The 22280-nt window shown below is 47.2% G+C and carries 18 protein-coding genes; 7 read left to right on the forward strand and 11 right to left on the reverse strand.

The genetic code is table 11. The features are described 5' to 3' along the window. Positions 1–82: 82 nt before the first annotated feature. From rpmA to K9J17_09400, 4 genes are all read right to left on the reverse strand, one after another. Entirely contained in the window at positions 83–340 is a 258-nt protein-coding gene (gene rpmA, locus K9J17_09385) for a 50S ribosomal protein L27 (GenBank protein MCF8276935.1), read from the reverse strand. A 24-nt stretch (positions 341–364) separates the two neighbouring features. Then, complete coding sequence (gene rplU, locus K9J17_09390; protein ID MCF8276936.1) at positions 365–769, reverse strand: 50S ribosomal protein L21; 405 nt, start codon at positions 767–769, stop codon at positions 365–367. Between the two features lie 91 nt (positions 770–860). Beyond that, positions 861–2552: a T9SS type A sorting domain-containing protein gene (locus K9J17_09395; protein ID MCF8276937.1), complete on the reverse strand. Its 1692-nt coding sequence runs from the start codon at positions 2550–2552 to the stop codon at positions 861–863. A 62-nt stretch (positions 2553–2614) separates the two neighbouring features. Beyond that, positions 2615–3481: a DMT family transporter gene (locus tag K9J17_09400; GenBank protein ID MCF8276938.1), complete on the reverse strand. Its 867-nt coding sequence runs from the start codon at positions 3479–3481 to the stop codon at positions 2615–2617. A gap of 229 nt (positions 3482–3710) precedes the next feature. On the opposite strand from K9J17_09400, the gene K9J17_09405 reads away from it, so the two are divergent. From K9J17_09405 to K9J17_09420, 4 genes are all read left to right on the forward strand, one after another. Next, on the forward strand, positions 3711–3929 hold the full coding sequence (locus K9J17_09405; GenBank protein MCF8276939.1) for a cation transporter: 219 nt from the start codon (positions 3711–3713) through the stop codon (positions 3927–3929). Next, entirely contained in the window at positions 3926–4363 is a 438-nt protein-coding gene (locus tag K9J17_09410; GenBank protein MCF8276940.1) for a hypothetical protein, read from the forward strand. The genes K9J17_09405 and K9J17_09410 overlap by 4 nt, the downstream gene beginning before the upstream one ends. Before the next feature lie 299 nt (positions 4364–4662). Beyond that, positions 4663–6081 (forward strand): aldehyde dehydrogenase family protein, encoded by a 1419-nt coding sequence (locus tag K9J17_09415; protein ID MCF8276941.1) that lies wholly within the window; start codon positions 4663–4665, stop codon positions 6079–6081. 388 nt (positions 6082–6469) lie between these two features. Further along, a complete protein-coding gene (locus K9J17_09420; protein ID MCF8276942.1) occupies positions 6470–7138 on the forward strand; it encodes a hypothetical protein in 669 nt (222 codons plus the stop codon). A gap of 1 nt (position 7139) precedes the next feature. On the opposite strand, the gene K9J17_09425 is transcribed toward K9J17_09420, so the two are convergent. From K9J17_09425 to K9J17_09455, 7 genes are all read right to left on the reverse strand, one after another. Further along, positions 7140–7292 (reverse strand): hypothetical protein, encoded by a 153-nt coding sequence (locus K9J17_09425; GenBank protein MCF8276943.1) that lies wholly within the window; start codon positions 7290–7292, stop codon positions 7140–7142. Positions 7293–7319: 27 nt separating this feature from the next. Then, the gene (locus tag K9J17_09430) at positions 7320–10268 is read right to left on the reverse strand and encodes a T9SS type A sorting domain-containing protein (protein ID MCF8276944.1); all 2949 of its coding nucleotides are present in this window, start codon (positions 10266–10268) and stop codon (positions 7320–7322) included. Positions 10269–10305: 37 nt separating this feature from the next. Then, a complete protein-coding gene (locus K9J17_09435; protein ID MCF8276945.1) occupies positions 10306–10632 on the reverse strand; it encodes a carboxypeptidase-like regulatory domain-containing protein in 327 nt (108 codons plus the stop codon). Between the two features lie 129 nt (positions 10633–10761). Further along, positions 10762–12621 (reverse strand): tetratricopeptide repeat protein, encoded by a 1860-nt coding sequence (locus K9J17_09440; protein ID MCF8276946.1) that lies wholly within the window; start codon positions 12619–12621, stop codon positions 10762–10764. 74 nt (positions 12622–12695) lie between these two features. Then, a complete protein-coding gene (locus K9J17_09445; GenBank protein ID MCF8276947.1) occupies positions 12696–15347 on the reverse strand; it encodes a hypothetical protein in 2652 nt (883 codons plus the stop codon). Positions 15348–15537: 190 nt separating this feature from the next. Beyond that, complete coding sequence (locus K9J17_09450) at positions 15538–15681, reverse strand: hypothetical protein (protein ID MCF8276948.1); 144 nt, start codon at positions 15679–15681, stop codon at positions 15538–15540. 58 nt (positions 15682–15739) lie between these two features. Further along, on the reverse strand, positions 15740–15919 hold the full coding sequence (locus K9J17_09455) for a hypothetical protein (GenBank protein ID MCF8276949.1): 180 nt from the start codon (positions 15917–15919) through the stop codon (positions 15740–15742). Positions 15920–16085: 166 nt separating this feature from the next. Between K9J17_09455 and K9J17_09460 the strand changes: the two genes are divergently transcribed. The 3 genes from K9J17_09460 to K9J17_09470 all read left to right on the forward strand — a co-directional run bounded on the left by K9J17_09460 (position 16086) and on the right by K9J17_09470 (position 21984). Beyond that, a complete protein-coding gene (locus K9J17_09460) occupies positions 16086–19652 on the forward strand; it encodes a PKD domain-containing protein (GenBank protein ID MCF8276950.1) in 3567 nt (1188 codons plus the stop codon). A 102-nt stretch (positions 19653–19754) separates the two neighbouring features. Then, a complete protein-coding gene (locus tag K9J17_09465; protein ID MCF8276951.1) occupies positions 19755–21674 on the forward strand; it encodes a T9SS type A sorting domain-containing protein in 1920 nt (639 codons plus the stop codon). Continuing rightward, a complete protein-coding gene (locus K9J17_09470) occupies positions 21652–21984 on the forward strand; it encodes a hypothetical protein (GenBank protein ID MCF8276952.1) in 333 nt (110 codons plus the stop codon). The genes K9J17_09465 and K9J17_09470 overlap by 23 nt, the downstream gene beginning before the upstream one ends. Positions 21985–22280 lie beyond the last annotated feature (296 nt).

Genomic DNA, 22280 nt, shown 5'->3' on the forward strand with positions numbered 1-22280 from the left:
GTGGCGCAAATTTATCTACTGAAAACAAAAAATCCCTTGAACCGAAGCACAAGGGATTCCTTATATAATCTTATCGGTTCGATTAGCTCAATGGAACTACCGAAACAAACGAACGATTGTCTTTTTTCTTTCTGAATTCTACAACACCGTCAACCAATGCAAAAAGTGTATGGTCTTTTCCAATACCTACATTTTCTCCTGGGTGGTGTTGTGTTCCTCGTTGTCTGATGATGATGTTACCAGCAACAGCAGCTTGACCTCCGAAGATTTTCACTCCGAGTCGTTTGCTTTCTGATTCCCTTCCGTTCTTGGAACTACCGGCTCCTTTCTTGTGTGCCATGGTTGTTTTCTTTTATTCGGATTATTATTCTTTTTCGTCTGATTTGGCCTCTACTTCAGGAGCAGCAACCTCAGCTTTTGGGGCAGCTTCTTTCTTTTCAGCTTTTGCAGCGCCACCTTTTGCAGAAATACCTTCAATCAACAATTCAGTCAACGCTTGTCTGTGACCGTTTTGTTTTTGGTATCCTTTTCTTCTCTTTTTCTTGAAGACGGCAATCTTCTCATCTTTTAGATGGGCAACAATCTTAGCAGAAACAGTCGCTCCGCTGATTGTTGGCGCTCCAACAGATACTTTACCGTTCTCCTCCAAAAGCAGAACCTTATCGAAAGTTACTTTAGAACCTTCTTTTCCTTCCAAACGGTGAGCGAACACTTTCGTGTCTTTCTCAACCTTAAACTGTTGGCCAGCTATATCAACAATTGCGTACATCTTAAAACAGAATTGTATTTAACTCCCCAAAACGGGGCTGCAAATTTAAAAAAAGAAGTGTTGCTTACAACTTCCGCAAACAATAATTTGTTCAACGGTTAAAATGAAGCAGTCTTTCAGTATAAACCTTGTCGTTAACGATGAGTTGAATAAGGTACAATCCGTTCGGGTCTGAACCGTTTGCCGCATCAAAACTGAAGGTTGATTGACCAGCAGCCATTGAACCACCATAGAGGTTCTTTACCTGCTGTCCTAAACTGTTGAACACGTTCAATTGTACATCAGCCGTTTCTTGCAAGGTGAATTTGATGTTTGAAGTTCCATTGGTCGGGTTCGGATAGACCGACATGAATGAAGGTTCTTCTTCATCAACAGTAGAAATCCCGTTCGGGTTGGCAGGAACACGTTCTCGCGTGTATTGAATGAAAGCAAGCATCATTTCATCGTTTGTTGTCAGTCCGAAATTGATGAAGAGGGCAGGTTCGTTTGCACTCGCAGGAATTCGGTATTTGGCTACCTGGATCACACCATCCTTTTCAGCAATTGGCACCAACTCGCCATAAACTTGATCGAGATATAGGTTTCCTGGATGCTCCCAATCATAATATCCCTGATTAAAATCGTAGGTGGTATTGTAAAATCCCTCATACAATTTATCGCCCTGACTTCCATCAGGATTTCGTTTGAAGATATCGTAGTCCGTTCCGTATTTATGGGTGTGCGATGAAAGGAACCAAATGTAAAGCGAATCGGTAGCGCTTGGCCCAAAGGTGACAGGGTCTGTGAATGACACCTCGGTGTCGGTGTTAGGAATGAAAATGTTCAGGTTGATCAACAATTCGCTGTGCATTTCAATAAGTTCACTCGCATTGTTATTGTCAGTGTGGAAATTGATGTATGCTTCAGCGGCCAAGATGGAATCGCCATTGGACGCATAATTTATGAGGTGATAGTTGAGGTCTATGACTGCATTCTCATCTATCTTGTAAGCAGTTCCTGCAGGCAGCGAAGTGATATCGGGATCTACCCAACCAACCATATATTCTGCATCTTGGAACGCATTCTGAACAGTTACAGGACGCAAGCCCTCTTCAATACCAGCATCCGTTCCTGGAAGGAATTCGAACAACAGAAAGTGATGGGATTCATCGTTGAATATGGCTTCGAACTGAACTACGTCTTGAAGTTCCGGATTGTTGACCTTCTCCTTCTTATAGAACTCGACCTCTTGCCCCGGCTCTAAGAAAAAAGGACCAAGGTGCATCTGAAAACCTTCTCCAGCAGCAGGAGCATCCGGAACGGCTATACGCGCCATTCCGTTGTTGTTGTAATAATCGTCCAAGACCTGAGGGTCTACTACTGTTCCATTCTGTGGTGCACCGGCCAATATCCATTGTCGCATCAGCTCAATTTCTTCTTTAGCAAGTGCCGATTGATTCTGAGGCATTGAAGAGCCTTCTGCCAGATCCATTCCGTAAACACCGTCCCAGTCTGTTGTAGCGCACTTATATAGCAGAAAACTCTTGTGCGGATAACCAGCGTCCACCAACTTATAGCCTTTTGTCTGTGCGGCAGGATTGAGAGGATCTACACCAACCAAGGCTGCAATAAGCGATGCGGGGTTTCCACTCAGATCCAAATTGGCGCTAGGATTTGCTCCACTATGACAACCAGTGGTGCAATTTGCCTGAAAAATGTTGCTAATTGATTGAAGTGTGGACTGAGCAGAAACAAGGTTTGGTAATGATGCCACCAAAAGGGCGAGAAGTAATTGTTTTTTCATTTGAATGTGTGGGGCATGAAATAATTGAATTCCAAAAATAGTATGCAAGCCGAATAATTCTGTCACTTTCTTGCCTTTTGAACCAAAAACACACCTAATAAGATTATAATAACCCCAGAAATCGACCAAAGGCTCACTTGCTCTCCATCCAACACACCCCAACCAATGGCAATGACCGGGACAATGTAAGTGACCATGGATGCGAATAAGGCTCCGCCAGATTGTATCAATCTGTTGAACATGAGGACGGCCAAGGAGGTGCCTACTACGGCCAAAACGGCAATGGCGGAGAAAGACATCCAAGCAAAATCGTGATCAAAGCGTGAGGTGAAATCGGTTGAGAAGAGATAAATGAGGCATAGCGGTCCGATCCAAAGAAACGAGCCAGCAGTTATAAGCACGGACGGCATATTGCTCAGGTATTTGCGCACTACGTTAAGATTGAAGGCATAGCAGGTACTGGCCGCGACCACAAACAAGGCCTGCGGCTTGAAGCCATCGATACCATCGGGCATAACGATGAGAAGAAGCGCCCCGATCAATCCGATCAATAGGCCAACTACCTGCAAAAACCATGTTCTAAGGCCGAAAAAGAGCAAGCCGAACACCATGGTGAGCAGAGGAACGAGTGAATTGAGCATTCCTGAGAGCGAACTATCGATCTTGGTCTGGGCCGTGGCGAAGAGAAATGCAGGGATACCGCTACCTAGCCAACCAACGGAAAGCAAAATGAGCCATTGACGCTTCGCGATCTCTTTGAAGCGCCCAATTAGAAACGGGAGCGTGACCAGCCAGGCCAAGCCCATGCGCAAGGCCGCAATCTGGGTGTCTTCAAAAACCACCAGCCCCTTTTTCATCAGAATGAAAGAGCTACCCCAAATGACGCCTATGAGAAGAAGAAGGAGCCAATTGCGCAGTGGATTTTGCATGGCGCAAAGAAACGCGTTGAGGAGATGAGTTTGACAGGTTAATCAGCTGTGGCAATTTACTTCTAGGCCATAGACCCTGAAACGAGTTCAGGGTGACGCGGTTATGGGTCGTTGGCGGATTATGAAAAGCTTGCTTGCACTGATCAAACCTTTGTTGATTGTAAGTGTTGCTTATGTGACAAGCGTCATACATTAAACCACAGAACATGTTTTACTTTTGACAAACGAAATGAGTGAGAAAGCAAGCATAGCAGTAGAGGGCATGAGCTGCAACCATTGCTCCAATGCGGTGAAAAACCTGATTGAAGAAGTGGAGGGAGTAGAATCGGCCGAAGTGAATCTTGTGGAAAAAGAGGCGAAAGTGTATTTCGACCCGAACAAGACCAATGCAGAAGCAATCATCGAAAATATCAACAGTTCAGAAGTTTATATAGCAACAGCGAAATGAAAACGAGAATCTTATCAATCGCCATTATGGCATCAGCAGCATTAATGATCGGCTGCGGACAAACATCAACCGAAACAGCTACCGAAGAGGTGCACATGATGAGCGTTGATGAAATGAAGACCCCGACCACATTGGCCGTTAAGATCGAAGGCATGAGTTGCCCTTCAGGCTGTGCTGGTCCAATTCAGGAAAATTGCGGAAAACTGACCGGTGTTGGCAAGAGCGAAGTGAATTTTGACGAAGGCATGGGTTATTTCACATTTGATGCGAGCCTTCTTTCTCAGGAAGATATTCTGAAGTGCATTTCTAACACCAATGGTGGCGGCATTTACACTGGAACGGTGGTTGAAGATGATGCTGAGGTTGAAACAGACGAGGCTACGACTGAGGAGGCTGTTCATGAGGTGAAAGACGAGAATGAGGCGCATAGCTAGTCGTTGTATGATGAACGTTGATTGCTGGTCTGTTTCCAATAAATCCCCCACCTCGTCCCTCGGCACCCCCTTTTAAAGGGGGAATTGCAACTTGCCACCGTTGCTTAAAGTTGAATGATCTGTTCGGTCTGATCTAATTGGCAGAGAAACGGGAAAATGAAAAACGAGTACGGAAAAAGGTCGCTGCATAGCGGCCTTTTTTGTTTTAAGACATCAATTACAGCTCATTCAGCATGATTTATTGAGACCCTGAAACAAGTTCAGGGTGACAACAGACGGGATTATTACTTTCGATGACTATGAAAGAATACAAACTGATCATTGAGGGAAAGGAAGTGACCACATCGGAGGTGTTAACGGTGAAGAATCCGTTTGACGGTTCGGTTGTAGGGACGAGTTACCTGGCAGGGAAGGATGAATTGGAAGCCGCCATCAGCGCAGCGCAAAAAGCACGGAAGGAACTTTGGGATCTGCCATCTCATGTACGTGCTGCGGCATTGGAACAGATTTCGGATGAATTGCACGAGAGACGCGAGGAATTGGCGTTGCTGCTTGCGCGGGAATGTGCCAAGCCCTTGAAGTATGCGCTGGGCGAAATTGATCGCTCGGTGCAAACATTTAAGGTGGCAAGCGAAGAAGCGAAACGTTTGCCAAGTGAGGTTTTGCAATTAGATACGACCAAGGCAGGTGAAGGGCGCGAGGGAATTGTGAAATACTTTCCTGTGGGATTGGTGGCGGGCATTGCACCTTTCAACTTCCCGATGAACTTGGTGGCGCATAAGATCGCGCCAGCCATTGCGGCCGGTTGTCCGATCATTCTCAAACCAGCATCTTCTACTCCACTCTCTTCGTTGGAATTGATGCGCATTATTGAAAAGACCGCATTGCCAAAGGGAAGTGTGACGGTGCTTCCGATGGATAGAGAAACGGGAAATCAGTTGGTGACGGACGAGCGGTTTGCGCTGCTCTCTTTTACGGGCTCGCCTGTGGTTGGTTGGAAGATGAAAGAGCAAGCGGGCAAGAAGAAAGTGGTGTTGGAGTTGGGCGGAAACGCAGGCGTGATCATCTCCGAAGGGACGAATCTAGCGAAAGCCTTGCCACGCTTGTTGGTTGGAGCCTTTGCCTATTCAGGACAGGTATGTATTCACGCGCAGCGATTCTATGTACATCGTTCGCTGTTCGCAGATTTCTGTGAGGAGATGAAGGCAGGCGCAGAAGCATTGAAATGGGGCGACCCAAGCGATGCTGAAACGGACATCACAGCTATGATTGACAAAGACAATACAAACAGGATAGCCGAATGGCTGGATGAAGCGGTGAAAGCTGGTGCTGAGGTCGTATCTGGCGGCTATGAGAAGGGTGGTATGTTTGCTCCGACCATCTTGACGAATGTGAAGAAGGAGATGCGCGTCTGTTCAGAAGAGGTTTTCGGACCTGTGATAACGGTGGAGGCTTTTGACGCATTTGAAGAAGCCATTGCCATGCTTAACGATACGAAGTTTGGGCTGCAAGCAGGTGTTTACACCGATAGCATCGCTGAAATGAACCTTGCATTCGAGAAAATTGAATGTGGCGGTGTGATCATTAATGATGTGCCGACTTTCCGCGTAGATCACATGCCCTATGGCGGCATAAAAGAAAGCGGTCTGGGCCGCGAAGGGCTGAAATATGCCATCCTTGATATGATGGAGCCGCGGATTCTGGTGAAACCGAAATGAGAAGGGGGTATTGAGATATGATTATCGAGATGCGAGTAGTGGTAAGCGAGGAGCGAGGAACTGGAAGACCCGATTTCTTGTCAGCAAGCTGTCTAAGCGAAGTCTAATCTTATCGTTTCGAAGATTCAACATGCTAAGGAACAGTCGGAACCAGTCAAAGTCAAATCCGTAGCAGTCTATGACAAGGTCTAACCAGCCTTTTCCAAATCCTAAGTAGTCGGTGCAAAGGCGAATCTAGCGTGGGAGAAGTCGGAAGCCGTCTAGGAACAATCGTTAGTAGTCGATGCCAATGCGGAAAGGTGCATTTAGGAGAGGAAATTATGGCCTGATGGACACTAAACGTGCTTAGATGTGCGTTTATGACTTATCTCTATTCAAGAATTCCGACATGTTAAAGCTGAATCTCACGCCATTGATACAGGCCAAGGGCTTCACACAATCTCAGGCCTTTTTGCGCAAACACGGGTTTACGGCCCGAGAAGCTCGCACCTTGATGAACGAGAAGAGTGTTCGCCTTATTCGCGATAGCATGATACAGCGGTTGTGTGAAACATTCTTGTGCGAACCGAATGATCTTATGAGTTGGACAGATAAACAGAATGATCTGTTTCAGCGGCTGAATATTGGAACAGTCCGTCCATTGCACGATCTGATGAAAGGTAAGTCTCAGGCAGAAGTCCAGCTGTTATTGGAACAACTGAAGTTGGAACTAAAAGCGAAGCCGCCTATTTCATCGAATGGGAAAGGACGTTTGTTTGTGAATGTGAGGCGCTTGATAGAAGAGCGACAACAGCCACATCCTCAACGATTTTTAGAGTTGAACGGTTTTACGAAGATGGAGGCGAATAAATTGCTTGACCCAAAACGCACATCAATTCGGATGAAGATGCTATCTCGGCTGTGTGTGTTCTTTGATTGTTTGCCCAACGAATTGTTTGACTGGGATGGTTCCGAGGAACATTTTCTAAACGCACTGCGGAAAGACCCAGTTGTTGATCTAAAGGTGGCTTTTGACCGATTGCCGTCAAATGTGGTAAGGCGTCTAATAGGCAGTTAACCTATTTCCACCACCTCAGCGGGTTCAGCTTTTTGATCACCGATGCTTCGGGGTCACCGCCCGGGCCGAATGACATCATGACCATGCTTATCTCGTTATCGATGGTTACTTTTTTGACTTCTGGCTTTTTGTAGGTTTTCTTCTTGGTGTTCATGGTTCAATGTTTAAGGTTCAAAGTAGGTTATTGAATGACGACCTTGTGCGTTTCTGTTCCTTTGGCGGTTTCCACGCGGATGAGGTAAATGCCTGTTGAGGTATTCATATCCAAGGTAGTGCGCGATGCTTTCAGGTTTGCGGTTCGGACAATTCTTCCTGCCATATCCAACACCTGAACGTTTCCAGTGTTAGTGTTCTCAGAAAGAATGATGTTCAGTTGATTTCCGTTGGAAGTGTAAACGCGAGAGTTCATCGAAGCACCATCTTCAACTCCCGTAACACTCGTTCCAAAGTGAAGGATGAAACGGTCTCCAATGTTGCCTACATCTGAGGTGAATGTATAGTCAGCATCCAAATTCAGGTCTTGGAAAAAGTGGAGATAGCGGTCTTCGAGATAGACGTCTTCTCCCGTTACAGAAATATCGTTTGCGGTAAGCGAATATTCTCCTGAAGCGGGAATCTTCACTCCCAACGGAACGATTGGGTTGGTAACCGTACTATAAAGTCCGTTGATGGCCAGCGTGTCTTGTAACACATTCATGTAGACCTGTGGGACACTTGCAGCTGCCCAGAACTTGTGCGAGTCATAGTCATCAAACACATCCTGAGCAGCAGAATTGAACGCCACAACCGCCTCATCAGAAACACTTCCGTTTGAAAGCGTCATTCTGAGAAGACCATCCTGCGCTTCCGTTTTATAAATGCCTGCCAACGTTCCGTGGCTTCTGTCGGCATTGGTGAAATCCAACTGCCCTGTAAGTCCATCTGCCGAAACACGAACCCAGAATGCCTGCGTTGGAGGAACATCTCCTGTTACAGCACCATTGCCATTGTTGTTGGTACCGATTCCGCTGGAAGCATTATACGTGTCATAGAGCATGGTACTTCCCTGATGCGTTCTGTACCACATGGTGGTCTCCAGATTGGTTCTGCTAGCATCATCCCAACTTACAGTGCTCGGATAAGGGTTGCTTACCAGATTGTAACCGCGGTTGGTTTCCGTGGTTCCTGTTCGGGTCAATCCACTCGCACTCTGATTCCCGTTATTGAATGTTCCTCCGGTAAAAGTTAAAGTACTGTTTGAACCAAGACGAGCAACGTATCCTTCCATCACATTCAGTGATGTGCTGTTATCCGCAATCTGAGGGTAAGATTGCGTGGTCTCATCTGCCCTCCAGAGTTTATCCGTTCCAGCAGCGTTATAAACGTTACTGGTTGCACTTGCTACCGGACTGCCAACGTACCAGAAGAGCCCATCTGGCGTAATTCCCCCAGAACCTGTCAGATACTGTTCCATTTGGAAACTGCCGCTACCGCTGACATCTCCCTCTGTGATAAGTGAACCGATGCCAGAAGCATCTGCTTTGACAAGAATGGTACCCTCATTAACTATGTTGCCGCCAACGGTCATGGCCTTACCCACGTCAATTGTGAGGATAGCCCCGCTTTCTGTTTCAAGCTTCCTACATACCGCAGGTGTTCCGGAGGAAGAGGTTATGTGCGGTTGATTGCTCGGGCCAGTAGATATCAGCACGTTATCCCAAACGGTTGGAACTGCATCAGAACTCCAGTTCGAAGCGGTATTCCAATCGGTAGAAGTAGAGCCGTCCCAGATCGGTCTTATAGCAGTGCGATAGAGTTCATTTCCAGTATCAGCTCCTCCATTGGCCTTGAAAATCACATGATCGCCAAAGGCGGCAAGAAATGCCGGGTTAAAATCTGTTCCGGGCTGGTCGTCTACCATTACGGTACCAGCTTCGGTACCGTCACTTTTCCACAGTTCCGAACCGCTGACACCATCATTGGCATTGAAGTATAGAGTTCCGTTGGCATTGACCATGTACGAAATCCCTGCGTTGGTACTGCCCAGACCAATGTCCTTCACCATTACTGTTCCGACCTCAGTGCCATCGCTTTTCCATAGCTCCGAACCGTTGACACCATCATCCGCAACAAAAAAAAGTGACGTGCCAGCACCCACGGGATAAGAGATGTTCGATGAACCGATACCTGGTTGGATGTCCTTGACCATAACCGTCCCTCCTTCAGTACCATCGGTCTTCCAAAGTTCCGTTCCATTTGTTCCATCATTGGCCCTGAAATACAAGATTCCATTGACATTGACGAAATAACTCGGGTTGGACCCACTACTACCAGTGTTAATGTATTTGATCAAAACCGTACCCGATTCGGTACCGTCACTCTTCCAAAGCTCTGTTCCATTGGTTCCTTCATTGGCTGAGAAATACAGCACTCCATCTGAATTGATAAGTGAACCAGGACTGGAACTAAGGTTGCCGGAGCGAATGTCCTTTACCATTACAGTACCTGTTTCTGTACCATCGCTTTTCCAAAGTTCCAGACCACTGACACCATCACTGGCACGGAAAAACACCGTTCCGCCAAGCTCTGTGAGGAACTGTGGCGAACTTGAGCCACTACCGGGGAAAACATCTTTAACCATGACCGTTCCAGACTCAGTACCATCACTCTTCCAAAGTTCGATGCCGTTAGCGTTACTCGCCTTGGCAGAAAACATCAGAGTTCCGTTTACATTGGTAAGATTCTGTGGATTTGAGTGCTGACTTCCAGGATAAATGTCTTTAACCAGAACGGTACCCGACTCAGTACCATCGGTCTTAAAGAGTTCCACTCCTGTGGAGCCATCGGTAGCCCTGAAAAAAAGTGTACCATTGACCTCTGTGAAATTAGAGGGGCTGGCAAAGCCAGTTCCTGAACGGATATCCTTTACCAACATGGTCCCAGCCTCGGTGCCGTCTGTTCTCCACATCTCATTGCCGTAAGTAGCCTCCGATGCGGTGAAGATCAACGCACCATCATATTCAACAAAGCCTGACACACTGGTACTGGCACTGCCGGGAGAAATCTCCTTTAGCAAGGTTATCTGCTGCTGCGCCTGAGCCCTCGCAAGCACAGACAAAAGGGTCAAAATGAAGAATGAAAATTTTTTCATGGATGAAGTTTTTGGTTAAATGGATTCAATTTCTAATTCAAGTGTTTGAAAGATGACCTGAAGCAATCTCCAGCAGGGTTATGTCCAATACTGTTACCTGACCAACTGTAATATCGACCGTGTGGTACTGAGGCACGAAGCGTTCTTTGGAAAATCGGATTTGGCGGTTGCCCTCTGGCAACAAGGGTAGGAGGTACTGACCCCGTTCATCTGTCAGGGCGATTATGTCAGATACCGTATCTGTGACCAGCACCTCGGCCAAGATGGTCTCCGTTCCATCAGTCAACATGGCTGAGACGATACCCCTTATTGAAGCCTCTTCGGCAGATGATTGTTTGTAAACATCCAAATCGTTGTCCGGCATTTTAGAAAGAGTTCGGGTTATGGCAACAGCATATCATTACTGGCTGCAAACCTGAGGAAAACCGAACGACCGACCCATACCCTACTTATGGACAAAACATGGACAACAACAAGCATCAAGCACAAAGTACTATGGACGGTCGATGTTTCTTAGCACCTCATCCACCTCCATGCCATCCGAACCACGGAGTTTCTGCGCCATGCGATAGCGTTTTTTAATGACGCTGTCGTGCGATATCTGAAGAATATGCGCAATTTCCTTGTTGTGCAACCCGAGTTTAAGTAGGGAGCAGAATTCCAATTCGCTACCTGTAAGGTCTGGAAATTGCTTGGAGAGTTGATTGATGAAATTCGGGTCGATGCTCTTGAACTTATCGAGCAAGCGTTCCGTGAATGTCTGGTCGCGCACCAATGTGCTGATGGACTTTTGCAATCTTTTAGCATCTGTTTCATCCTTCTGTTCAGAAAGTATTCTGCGAATGTTCTCACGGATGCTGTTCACTTCCATGGCGGTTGCCAGCAGTTCCTGCTTCTGCTTTTCAATAACGCTTTCCCTCAGTTTTAGATTCTCCTCCTGAAGCCGCGCTTCTTTTTCAAGACCTCGTTTCTCATCATTTAGGCGTTGCAGTTCAAGTACTGACAATCGGTGTTTCAATCGTTTGGTGTACCATAGATAAATGCCGATGCCTGTGGCAATCGTAAACAGCAGCAGGCTGATGGCGATCCAAAGTCGATTCTGTGCATTATTCTTCTCAAGCAGTTCCACCTTTGCCTGGGCAAGCTGTCGTTCTCCATCAATGATCTCCGACTTGTACCTTTCGTGCAGTTCCTTGACCACAAATTGATCGTAAAGACCCGACAGGCTGTCTTTGAGCAATACAATCTTTTTAAGCGTGGCCAATTGCTTGGCCTCTTCACCAAGCGCCTCAAGCGTTTGTAGCTTAACCTCCTCGTACCTTAGTCGGTCCACAAGCCTTTCGTCCTGCTCAAAAGTGGTTTCCTCAAACCTTTTGATCGCCTGATCGGCTTCGGCAAATTTGCCCACTCCATTCAAAAATGAGACATACTCTGTGGTAATCAGCAAAACCTCATCTTCGGCAACCAGTGCTTCAGAAAAAGCTGTTCGGAATGATTCGATGGCCTGATCATTACGCGCTAAACTTTTCAGTGCAACCCCTTTGTTCATTTGGGCATAACCCATCAGATAGCTGAAGGCCTCGGTCGTATTTATGGTGGCAATGACGGAATCGGTCGTTTCCAACGCTTCTGCTCCTTTGTTGATCTGAGAAAGAACATACGATCTTGTAAGCAGCCCAATGCAATAAGTGAGCATTCCGAAGTCTTTCTTAAGCACGGGCAACGCGTTATTGTAACGTTCCAGCGCAAACTCGTAATCCTTTTGTGATGTAAAGGAATTGGCCAAATTAAAATTGGCTAACGCCTTGTCACGTTCATGATCAACCGTGTCCTGTTCATACAATTCCAATGCTTGAAGAAGGTATTGGATGGCCTGATCATTAACTCCTGAATAAGAATAGACGTTGGCCAGATCAACATAGCATTTTGCCATACCCGCAACGTTCTTAAATTGTCGATAAAACGCGAGTGCCTCAAACAAAAGGTCGGCAGCTTCCGATAGCTTTCCAGACTCGCTATATACCGCTGCCAGATTTATGAGATTACCGACCCTATGTTCCGGTCGGTCTTTATTGATGGCAATATTCTTCTTGAAATAATATTCAGCGGAATCCAGTTCGTTGGTGGTCCAATAATAGACGCCTACGAGTTGCAAGGTGTAAGCAAAAACGGTATCAGGAACTTCTGCTTTCTGCACAAGCAGGTCGTAAAGGTCTTCCTTGGCCTGCGCAGGGTTCTTGTGTATCAGTTTCTGCGTTGCCTGCTGGCGCTCACGATACGTTTCAATGTTTCCCGCCTGTGCCTCATACATACATGTAAGCACGGATAGGAGCATGAAAAGCTTTCGTTTCAAAATCAACGTCTGTAGCGGCTAAGAAAAATCTGAATCCAAAGTAAATCGAATTGAATCAAATCACGGTCAGCGTATCACCGCGCCCAGATTTCCACATTGTCAATTCCGAACGATTCATTACTACGGTCTTCATTCAGTGTTGAACCAATGATGAGATAAAAATTCCCGTTTCCGATCACATTATTTCGCACATGAAGCATCGCTGTTCTTACTTGGTCTCCTTCGCTGCCCCCGATAAAACTGTAATCGATCCTTCCCTGCGTGTCATCGCTATTGTCATGGTTTTCCACCCACAGAATGGTCGGATTTCCTGTAAGACTGCTGGCCACGCCTGCATATCCGCGCTCGCGAGCATCCCAACTGTCAATGAAGAAATAGTCGAAGGTTATCTGCGCCTCCGTCCAACTGACCCCCGACATGTCAAATAGCTTCTTGAAAACATTGTTGTTATCGCTGTCGTTTGTACCATTCGCATAGTTGTTCAGAAACGAGCTTACACCAATAATTCCTGGGGTGTCCCGTTGGAATTCACCACTTGCAACCGATGAACTGGTGTTGCTCTCGTAGAGGTTCCAGCCATCATTGCTGGTTTTAAAATCGTCACGGTAAATAAGGGTCCAGCCATTGTTGCTTTCCTTGGTATTGAACTCAACTTTGGAGTCTTCACCCGTAATTCGAAAATCTCCTTCCACATCAAGGAGAGCATTTGGAGAAACTGTTCCGATTCCGACATTTCCCCCTGTTTCAATCCGCATTTTGGTATTTCCATTCGTGAATGTGGTCCCGTATGAAATGTCGTAGTGTTCACTCTGATTCAGACCTATCATCCAATAATTTGAACCAGCATCGGAGTTGTTGAAACTAATGGCCGCCTCTCCACTGCTTCCTGTGTTTTTAACCACAATTCCTCCATCGTCCCAACCACCATCTCCGCCCGTAGTTCCTACTATATGTAATTTGGCCGTTGGGTCAGAAACTCCTATCCCGACATTACCTATTTCGGAAATTCGCATTTGCTCGGCAACGCCCGAACCTGGGTTTGTCATGAACCCCAAATAGCCCAGTTGTCCGCCAGTAGCCGCCATTCCACCGAAAACACGGGCCATGGTGAATTCGGTGCCACTGCCTTCGTTACTATCGTAATCGTTCAGATCTATGGCTGCTATCTCGCAGGTGGTGCAGGCGTTGCGTGCTCCCACTACTTCCAGTTTAGCGTCTGCGCCTGATGTGATGCTTTGTTCAAACCGTCCCAAAACAGTTTGTCCTTCCAATACGTGCAACGGAGCCGATGGAGCTGTGAGCCCAATACCGACATTCCCGCCATTGAAAATTCCATTGCCATCAATGCGAAATCCAGCTGCCTGGTCGGTGGCCAACTGATTCTGAATGTAGTCGTTGCTGCCAGAAGGGAGATCCGATCCAGTAGCAACGGAAACAGTTCCATCTCCTCCCGAAACCGTAAGAACTCCATTTGTGGTGTACGCATTCAGCTTCACGGTGCCTGTTCCAAGAATCTCAAACCGTTTATCCCACTCAGCTTCCGAACCTGTACTTGGATTGCTTGCTCCGCCCGTGTTCACAGAAACACCGAATAATGTGGTGGCATCTCCATCATTAGAATCACCGATCACAATCGCCTGATTGGTGCTCCCTTGTTCATTCACCAATGCCATGGTATGCTCGTAGGTGTCATCAAAACCGTATTGGCTTCCAGCCGCGAGGTCAGGTCGAATGCGAAGGGAATTATCAGAAGATGAGCTAATCCAAATATCCCCAATGACCTCTAACTTTCCCTGCGGACCAGAAGTTCCAATTCCCACATTTCCATCGTTTGTCACGGTCACCCTCACCGAATCATCGGTAATGAACTGGACATCTGGATCGGCATCTTCCGAACCGATAACCAACGCATTGGCGGTTGTTCCTGTTGATCGGGTTCCGTCCGTACCCTCAAGCCCAATGAAACCATTGCTGGCGTTCGCATCCTGCTTGAATGTGATGAATGGATTGTCAGATTCGTTGCTATCGTCCGTATCTGCCTCAATAATCAACTCCGCATCACCGGAAGTTCCAGCGCTTACGTGCAATAGGGAAACAGGCTCATCTATGCCAATTCCAACCTGTCTGTCATCGATATCGGCAGAGAAGATCGGATTGGCCAATGCGTCTTCAATAAGAAGGTTGTTCGGTGAAGTGCGGTAATAGATGGCCGCCTCGCCTCCGACAAACGAAACCCCATGTGGCCCCGTGCTTCCGTTGAATTGCAATTCGCTTGTGTTACTTGGCATAACGATATTGCCGTCCGTGGACAGCGTCAGGTCGGTTCCGTCAAACGTAAAGCCACTGTTTCCTGTCAAACTGTTGCTTCCCGACCAGTAGGTCACCTGACCAGCAGTTCCAGAACCCGTCAACGAATTGTCCGCGGTAATCAATCGTACCCATTGCGCCCCTGACCAGTAGTAGTATCCGGGAGTAACCTGCGTTGCCCCAGAACCTGCCGTTACCGTATTATAAACAAGCAAAGATGTTGCTGGGCTGGAAACGGGTGAGGCCGAATTGGTAGCCGTCAGGGCAACACGTGGTAACAGAAACCCCTGATCGGACGATCGCACTTCCATGATGGCAGAGGCATCTGGAGAACCATTGGCCCCACTTACCAACACCCCTGTTGATTGACACCAAGCATCGTAGGATAGAAAAATCCACAACAGAAGAAATAGAGCCAATCTTAGACATTGCATAACCTCGAACCTTTGAGTCCAACAAAGGTACTTTGGTCAGCTCTCACCAACTATTAATGCAATCGCTCAAACCATGGACAAACCATGGACAAGATTCGGAATTGGTTGCAATATGTGTGTATTCATAAGAATCTGATGATGGACAACAGATCAGTTCCGCATGTGGAAAACGCTTTCACTTCCACCAGCGGAGTGGGTTCAGTTTTTTGATAACAGAAGCCTCAGGGTCCGAACTTGGGCCGAAGGACATCATCACCATGCTTATCTCATTGTCGATGGTTACTTTTTTGACAGCGGGTTTGCTGTATTTATTTTTCATTGCTTAGGTTATAGGTATTAGGAGTTAGCGTCATTGCGAGGAACGAAGCAATCTGTGTCTAAACTAGATTGCCTCGCTCGTATCTCGCTCGCAATGACGTGCTAGTTGAGTAATACGCGGTGTGTCTGTTCTGTTTGTGGTCTCCAACCACCGCGATGCTGTTTGCATTAAGGGTATAATTGCCTTGCGCTGGAAGTTTCACACCCAACGGAACAGTCGGGTTGGTTGCTCTGACCAAGAGACCGTTGATGGCTATAGCTGGTAGTGAAGCGAAGCCTTTGACCTACTTTCAGTTCTAGCCACTACGAAGGTTGGTTCCATTCAACAGTTATCTTCATTCCTGTGTTGAATTCTTTATTGATTGGAATTTGAGACGACACGTTCGTAGGTTAAGTTTGAGTTTCTTGTCAGCCATTCAAGCTATATCCTTTACCATGCCGTTCATGAAATACCGCCACTTAGTTCTTGCTGTCTTGTTTTTGAGTCTCGTTTCCAATGTATGGGCCCAGCAGCTTCGCACAGAAGATGACAAAGACGAAAACGAGACCATCGAAACATCCATCTTGCACGGACAGCAACGTTGGTATAAGCTGATGGAAAAGCCACGCGTCAAGTATTCGAAGGTGCAATCTGCCTACGAAAAATACTTTGCTGAGCATGCTGATGAAGGCAGCGGCCCTAAGGAATATGGCGTTGGCTGGTTAAAGACCAAGATATTCTATCTCGACAGGAAAGGAAGGGTTCAGGATGCGCCAAAGGCGGATATGAACCGCATCAAGCCAAGGGCGATGAGCGGTGCGCCAACGGATACGTATTCTGGCGATTGGCGCATGATCGGCCCCGTAAATACGTACAACGGCCCGGGTGCTGGTGGTGGCAACAATGGTGGTTATGCCTATTGTGTGAGAATGGACCCGACCAACACGAACAAACTCTTCTGCGGATTTGTGACGGGCGGACTGTGGATGAGCAGCGACAATGGTGTTTCGTGGAGTTTAACGGATGCCAATCTTCCGGCAGATTCGTACTACGATATTGATGTGTGCGCTGCCAACAGCGATGTGGTCTATGCCATCAGCAGATCGGCAGTGATCAAATCAACAGATGGCGGTGCATCGTGGTTGCCAACCGCTTTGAACAGCACCAACTACAGCGGAACGGCCTACGATATTGCAGCTTCACCAAGCGACCCAAATGTGGTAATTGCGCGCTGGGGAACGAAGATCTACCGAACAGCAGATGGTGGCTCCGTTTGGACAGAAGTGCAAACAGGTCTTCAGAATTTCAGCATTTGGGACAGCAACCTGAACAGCGAAGTGATCGATTTTGACAACAACAATTCGAGCGTTGTTTATGCTACCGACCGTGGCAATAGTCAGAATTCAGTAGCGGTTTACCGTTCTACCAATGCAGGACAGAACTTCAGCCTTTTTCAGACCATTACGCTGCCTGGAAATGCTACCGGAACCGTGACCGGATGGTCGAAGGTGTGCACAGCAACCAATAACACGAACGCGGTTTATATCATGATCGGAAGCGGTTCCTCTTCTTATTCGCATGTGGCGGTTCATCTATTCAAACTGAACGCAACAAACGGAAACATTGATCTGCAGCGCATCAATATGGTGGATGGCATCAACACAGATTATGGCTCTACCACTTCGCTGCATCATGGCGATATTGCCATGGACATCACCAATGAGAATAAGATTGTTTGGGGATCTTACAGCCAGCAGAACGTGCAGTATTCCACCAATAATGGCGTGAGCTTTTCGACCTCTACTTCCTCTGTTCATTCCGACCTCCGCAGTATTTACATGTACAACGGAAAAGTGATATTAGGAACGGATGGTTCTGGTGATGTTTCGACAGATGGTGGCGACCATTTCAGCATTGTGACCAAAAGCGTTTCGAACCACGAACTGTGGGGATTCGGCTCGGCTTTCAAATCAAGTCATTTGGCGGCCGGAACAAATCATGGTCCGTTGATGGTACGCGATAGCGAAAGTGCAAACGGCTGGTTCACGCTTCTGGGTGCCGATCAGGGCAACTCCGATTTCAATCCGCTGGATAGCGTTTCGGCCTATTCGCAGGGTTATGATTCGTATCACATCACCCTTACTGGAAATCAGAATTGGGTGAACGGTTCGCAGCAGATCGATCCGGGAGGCATTTACAGCTATTTCAATTCGATGGAATTCCATCCGCATCGTTATCATACACTCATCACGCATCACGCAGGGCAGTACCCAAGTTCGGTGCCGCAGGAAACGCGCGACATTTGGAAGAATTCACTTATCCGAAGTGATGACAATGGCCTGACCGTTTCGGTGGTGCATACCTTCAACGCGCAACTCTTCCGAGAAAAGATATGTGTAGGCGATACGTCCAGGATCTATGCGGTTGTGGGGCTTACCAATAATTCGTTGATGAAAACCACGGACGGAGGCGCCACGTGGACCGATATCACGCCATCCACTTCTGTTACGGGTGCATCCATTCGCAACATCAGCGATATTGCCGTAAGCGATGTGAATCCGAATGAAATTTGGGTGAGTTACTCAGGCGTACAGAGCACTTGCAAAGTGCTGCATTCTACCGATGGCGGCAGCAGCTACACCAACCTCACCCAAAGCGTTCTTACAAGCTTTCCAATTACGAAAATGATCTTCCAACGCGGTACAGATGGTGGCGTTTACGTGGGTAACGAATCGGGAATCTATTACCGCAACAATACCATGAGCAATTGGGTGGAACTCGGCAACGGACTGCCTGCCATGGATATCCGCTTCCTGTTCATTAATTACTACAAAGGCAAGCTGCTGATAGGAACTAGCCGTGGCGCTTGGGATCACGACCTCTACGAAAGCTCGAACACCATGGCGCAGATATCGGCAAATACCCTCACGCCTACTTGCCAAGAACCAAAGGTTCAGTTCAGGGATTTCAGCGTGGTGAGCAATGCAGGTAACGGTGCAACCTATCAATGGGATTTTCCTGGCGGAACACCATCAACTTCAAATCTGGAAACGCCTTTGGTGAGTTATTTGGGCGCCACGCCCGGCACCTACGATGTGACATTGACTGTGACGGATGAGAACGGGACAAGCACGCAAACGCTCCAAGATTTCATTACATACACAGCCGAAAATTGCTGCGAAGACCTTCCTTCGGGATGGGTCCATATTGACATTGGAACCACTACTACACCGAGCGAAGTGTGCTACACACCTTCTGATGGTAATTTCAAGATCACCAGTCATTCTTCAGGCATCAGCGATCCGAACGACAATTTCCCGTTCATCTTTAAAGGATTGGTGGGCGATGGCGAAATTGTGGCCCGTGTGAAGGACGTGACCGACATTTGGAACTATTCAGGCGGCATCATGCTGCGTAATTCGCTGGCCGCAAACAGTAACTATCTGTTCCTCAATTCGCTCGATTCGCGAGGTGTGTTCGACATTTATCGCACAAACAATACGGGCAACACGGGCTACCAATTGGTGACCACCTATCCGATGCCGATGTGGTTGAAGATCGTGCGCAGCGGCAACCAACTCACCACGCATTATTCTGCCGATGGTGTGAACTGGACGCTTTATCACAGCTTCAATCAGACGCTTAACCAAACCGTTTATGTTGGATTGGCGGCTTCCAAAGATGGCTGCGTCACCAACATCGATAATGTGAGTGTGACAGGCCAAGTGGTAACGGGTGTTGAAGACCAAGAAAAAGAGCCAGCGCTGAGTGCATACCCGAATCCGATGAAGACAAGTGTAACGGTGAGTGGCCTTTCGGGAACAAACGTGCTTAAAATGCTTGATGCAAGCGGAAAGTTGGTGTATTCGATCAACACAAGCGCCAACACCGAAACCATTCCGACTGAAGGAATGGCCACTGGACTTTACATCATATCGGTAGAAAACGCGGAGCAAGGCACGCAGCAGACCATCAATGTGATGAAGGAGTAGCACGTAGGAATAGCGCTTTCCACTTGGCATTTTTGGGAATCGCTATTTCAAAATTCCAAGATCCATTTTACCTTAGTACGACCAACCTTTAGTCTAGAACTCATGTTGAAACGTCTACTACTGCTAAGTTCCTTCGGCATTATTCATTTAGGAGCAATGGCTCAGCACGCCAAAGTCACACCTTCGGCTGCCGAACATCAGGCCCAAAAAGCCAATTTTATCAAATCAGAAGAATTCTCGTTGCCGTGTTCGGGCTCGAGAAGTTTCGCGGACATTAGCGATCCGTGGATGCGCTCGGTTACTTCTGGAGCCGTGATCCATGGTGCACCAAACAGATCGGCATTGCAACTGAAAAAGGACGCCAAAACCCGATTGAAGTTGGAGAATTCGAGTCGCGATCAGAACCCGGAAGTGGCAAACCCTTTGGCTGTAACGCCAACATTAGGAACCAACTTTTTGGGCAATGAGATGTTCGGAGGAACTCCCACAGACAATACCATGGGTATTTCGAATGGAGGCATTATTGTGAGTGCAGACAATTCTACCATGGAAGTGTATAATGGCGATGCGCAGAATCCATATCTCTTCACGCTTACGTCACATTCCGATTTTTTCAGTTTTCTGAATCCAGCTCCTACAGCCAACATCTACGACCCGAAAGTACTTTACGATAGTGGTTCTGACCGTTTCATCTACATGATCCTTCATGGAACATCCTCGCAACAAAGCGAGTTGCTCATCTGTTTTTCGCAGACCAATAATCCCGCAACGGGAAGTTGGTGGGTATACCGCCTTCAGGCCAATGTGGCGCATCCTGGTTCGTGGTTCGATTACCCGAACATTGCGGTAAGCAACAATGAGCTTTACATTACCGGCAACATGTTCACCGATGCAGGACAAAACTCTGGGAACATCCTTTTTCAGATTGAGAAAAATGCATGCTACAATGGTCAGAACATCAATTATCAGTACTGGGCCAACGTGCAGGACCAGACCAGCGAAACAGCCTTTACCATGGTTCCACTTAGCTGGGGACAGCAAGGAAACTACGGGCCAGGCGTGCTGTTGGCAGCCAACGAAACATCTGAACCATCTGATCGGATCATGCTTTTTGACCTTACCGATGATATGAGCGCAAGCAATGAGCAGCTGAATGCCTACAGCGCCAATACATCGGCCTTCGATGTGGGTGGATATGCCGCTCAAAGTGGTTCGAGCACGCAATTGGATATTGGCGACAACCGTATATTGAGCGGATTCTACCTGAATGGAATCATCCACTTGGTATTCTGTAGCGATATTGGCCAAGGTTGGAATGGCATCAATTACAAACGCATTGCCACCAACGATCTTTCTGTGCAGAGTTCCACTTTTGGCAATGTTGGAACCCACGATTACTGCTACCCCGCTGTGGCCTCATCCGGTTCATCTGCCAGCGATAAATCGGTCATCATCGCGTTCCTACGCTCTGGACAGGATATTTTTCCTGAATTCCGTGCTGTGAACTGCGATCACGACATGCAATGGAGCAGTTCCATGCTGATAAAGCAAGGCACTGATGATGTAAGCATCAGCGGAAACAACCCCGACCGTTGGGGCGATTACACGGGAATTAGCAGAAGAAACGGTGCAAGCCGAACGGTTTGGGCATCGGGCTGCTACGGCATGAGTGGCAACCACTGGAACGTGAACAATGGTTGGAACACGTGGATTGCAGAGCTGAGCGATGGCGGTCAGCCTGGAGCGGTTGGCGATGTGGAAGCGTCCACCGCCTTGCGCGTATATCCGAACCCGACCATCGAACGATTTTCCATTGAGTTTGAAATGTTGGAACGCATGGACATCGATGTGAGCATTTACGACATCAAGGGAAATCTGGTAAAGGTTTTGCTACAGGATAATATGAAACCGGGAATGAAAACACTCCACTTCAACCGCAATGCGCTAAGCAGCGGAACCTATTTGATCAACGTGACATCCAACGAAAAAACTCTAGCACATGAAAAGCTTATTATCAATTAGTCTGCTGTCTGTGCTGTTGTCTGTTTGCAATAGCAAGGCCGATAAACAAACAGAAACCGAGACCGAAGAAGCAGCTGTTACCACCAGAATCGACTCTGCAAGACTTCCTTCGGAGAATGTGGTGATGGAAGCCGCAGAACCTGCTGTTGATGGTGCCATCGATCAACCGGAATCTAAACCAGCATCCACCAAACCAGCGTATGAAGGCACCATGCCTGATACTTCTGTAAAGAAAATCGTTGAACATGGCGCGCCTGATAAGGCCCGTAATGATTCTGTGAAAGCTGCTAAAACCAAAGGGAAGTTCTGATTCTGGACTTTAGGTTTTAGGAGTTAGCCAATCATTTATTGGATCATCCATTATGTGCTCAGGATTCTTCTTAGCACCCAGCTTCGCGCGCAATACTTTCATCCATTGGGCTGAAATAGCTATGCTTAAAACATAGACAACTATGTTAAATACATAGCCATTTCTGTGTATAGCATAGTTAGCTATGGCTATAGAATAGTCATCTTACTATAAAACATAAATACCTGTGTTCTACACATACCAAGCTATGTTTTATACATAGTAAGCGTTGTTTTTGACACAGTTATGTATCTTTA

This window comes from Flavobacteriales bacterium (assembly GCA_021739695.1).
Classification (GTDB): Bacteria; Bacteroidota; Bacteroidia; order UBA10329; family UBA10329; genus UBA10329.

Bases quoted from the DNA above. Each gene is read 5' to 3' on its own strand.
- K9J17_09410 (MCF8276940.1), top strand. From the start codon at position 3,926: ATGAAAACGAGAATCTTATCAATCGCCATTATGGCATCAGCAGCATTA.
- K9J17_09400 (MCF8276938.1), bottom strand. From the start codon at position 3,481: ATGCAAAATCCACTGCGCAATTGGCTCCTTCTTCTTCTCATAGGCGTC.
- rpmA (MCF8276935.1), bottom strand. From the start codon at position 340: ATGGCACACAAGAAAGGAGCCGGTAGTTCCAAGAACGGAAGGGAATCA.
- K9J17_09435 (MCF8276945.1), bottom strand. From the start codon at position 10,632: ATGCCGGACAACGATTTGGATGTTTACAAACAATCATCTGCCGAAGAG.
- K9J17_09405 (MCF8276939.1), top strand. From the start codon at position 3,711: ATGAGTGAGAAAGCAAGCATAGCAGTAGAGGGCATGAGCTGCAACCAT.
- K9J17_09395 (MCF8276937.1), bottom strand. From the start codon at position 2,552: ATGAAAAAACAATTACTTCTCGCCCTTTTGGTGGCATCATTACCAAAC.
- K9J17_09465 (MCF8276951.1), top strand. From the start codon at position 19,755: ATGTTGAAACGTCTACTACTGCTAAGTTCCTTCGGCATTATTCATTTA.
- rplU (MCF8276936.1), bottom strand. From the start codon at position 769: ATGTACGCAATTGTTGATATAGCTGGCCAACAGTTTAAGGTTGAGAAA.
- K9J17_09470 (MCF8276952.1), top strand. From the start codon at position 21,652: ATGAAAAGCTTATTATCAATTAGTCTGCTGTCTGTGCTGTTGTCTGTT.
- K9J17_09420 (MCF8276942.1), top strand. From the start codon at position 6,470: ATGTTAAAGCTGAATCTCACGCCATTGATACAGGCCAAGGGCTTCACA.
- K9J17_09415 (MCF8276941.1), top strand. From the start codon at position 4,663: ATGAAAGAATACAAACTGATCATTGAGGGAAAGGAAGTGACCACATCG.
- K9J17_09425 (MCF8276943.1), bottom strand. From the start codon at position 7,292: ATGAACACCAAGAAGAAAACCTACAAAAAGCCAGAAGTCAAAAAAGTA.
- K9J17_09430 (MCF8276944.1), bottom strand. From the start codon at position 10,268: ATGAAAAAATTTTCATTCTTCATTTTGACCCTTTTGTCTGTGCTTGCG.
- K9J17_09450 (MCF8276948.1), bottom strand. From the start codon at position 15,681: ATGAAAAATAAATACAGCAAACCCGCTGTCAAAAAAGTAACCATCGAC.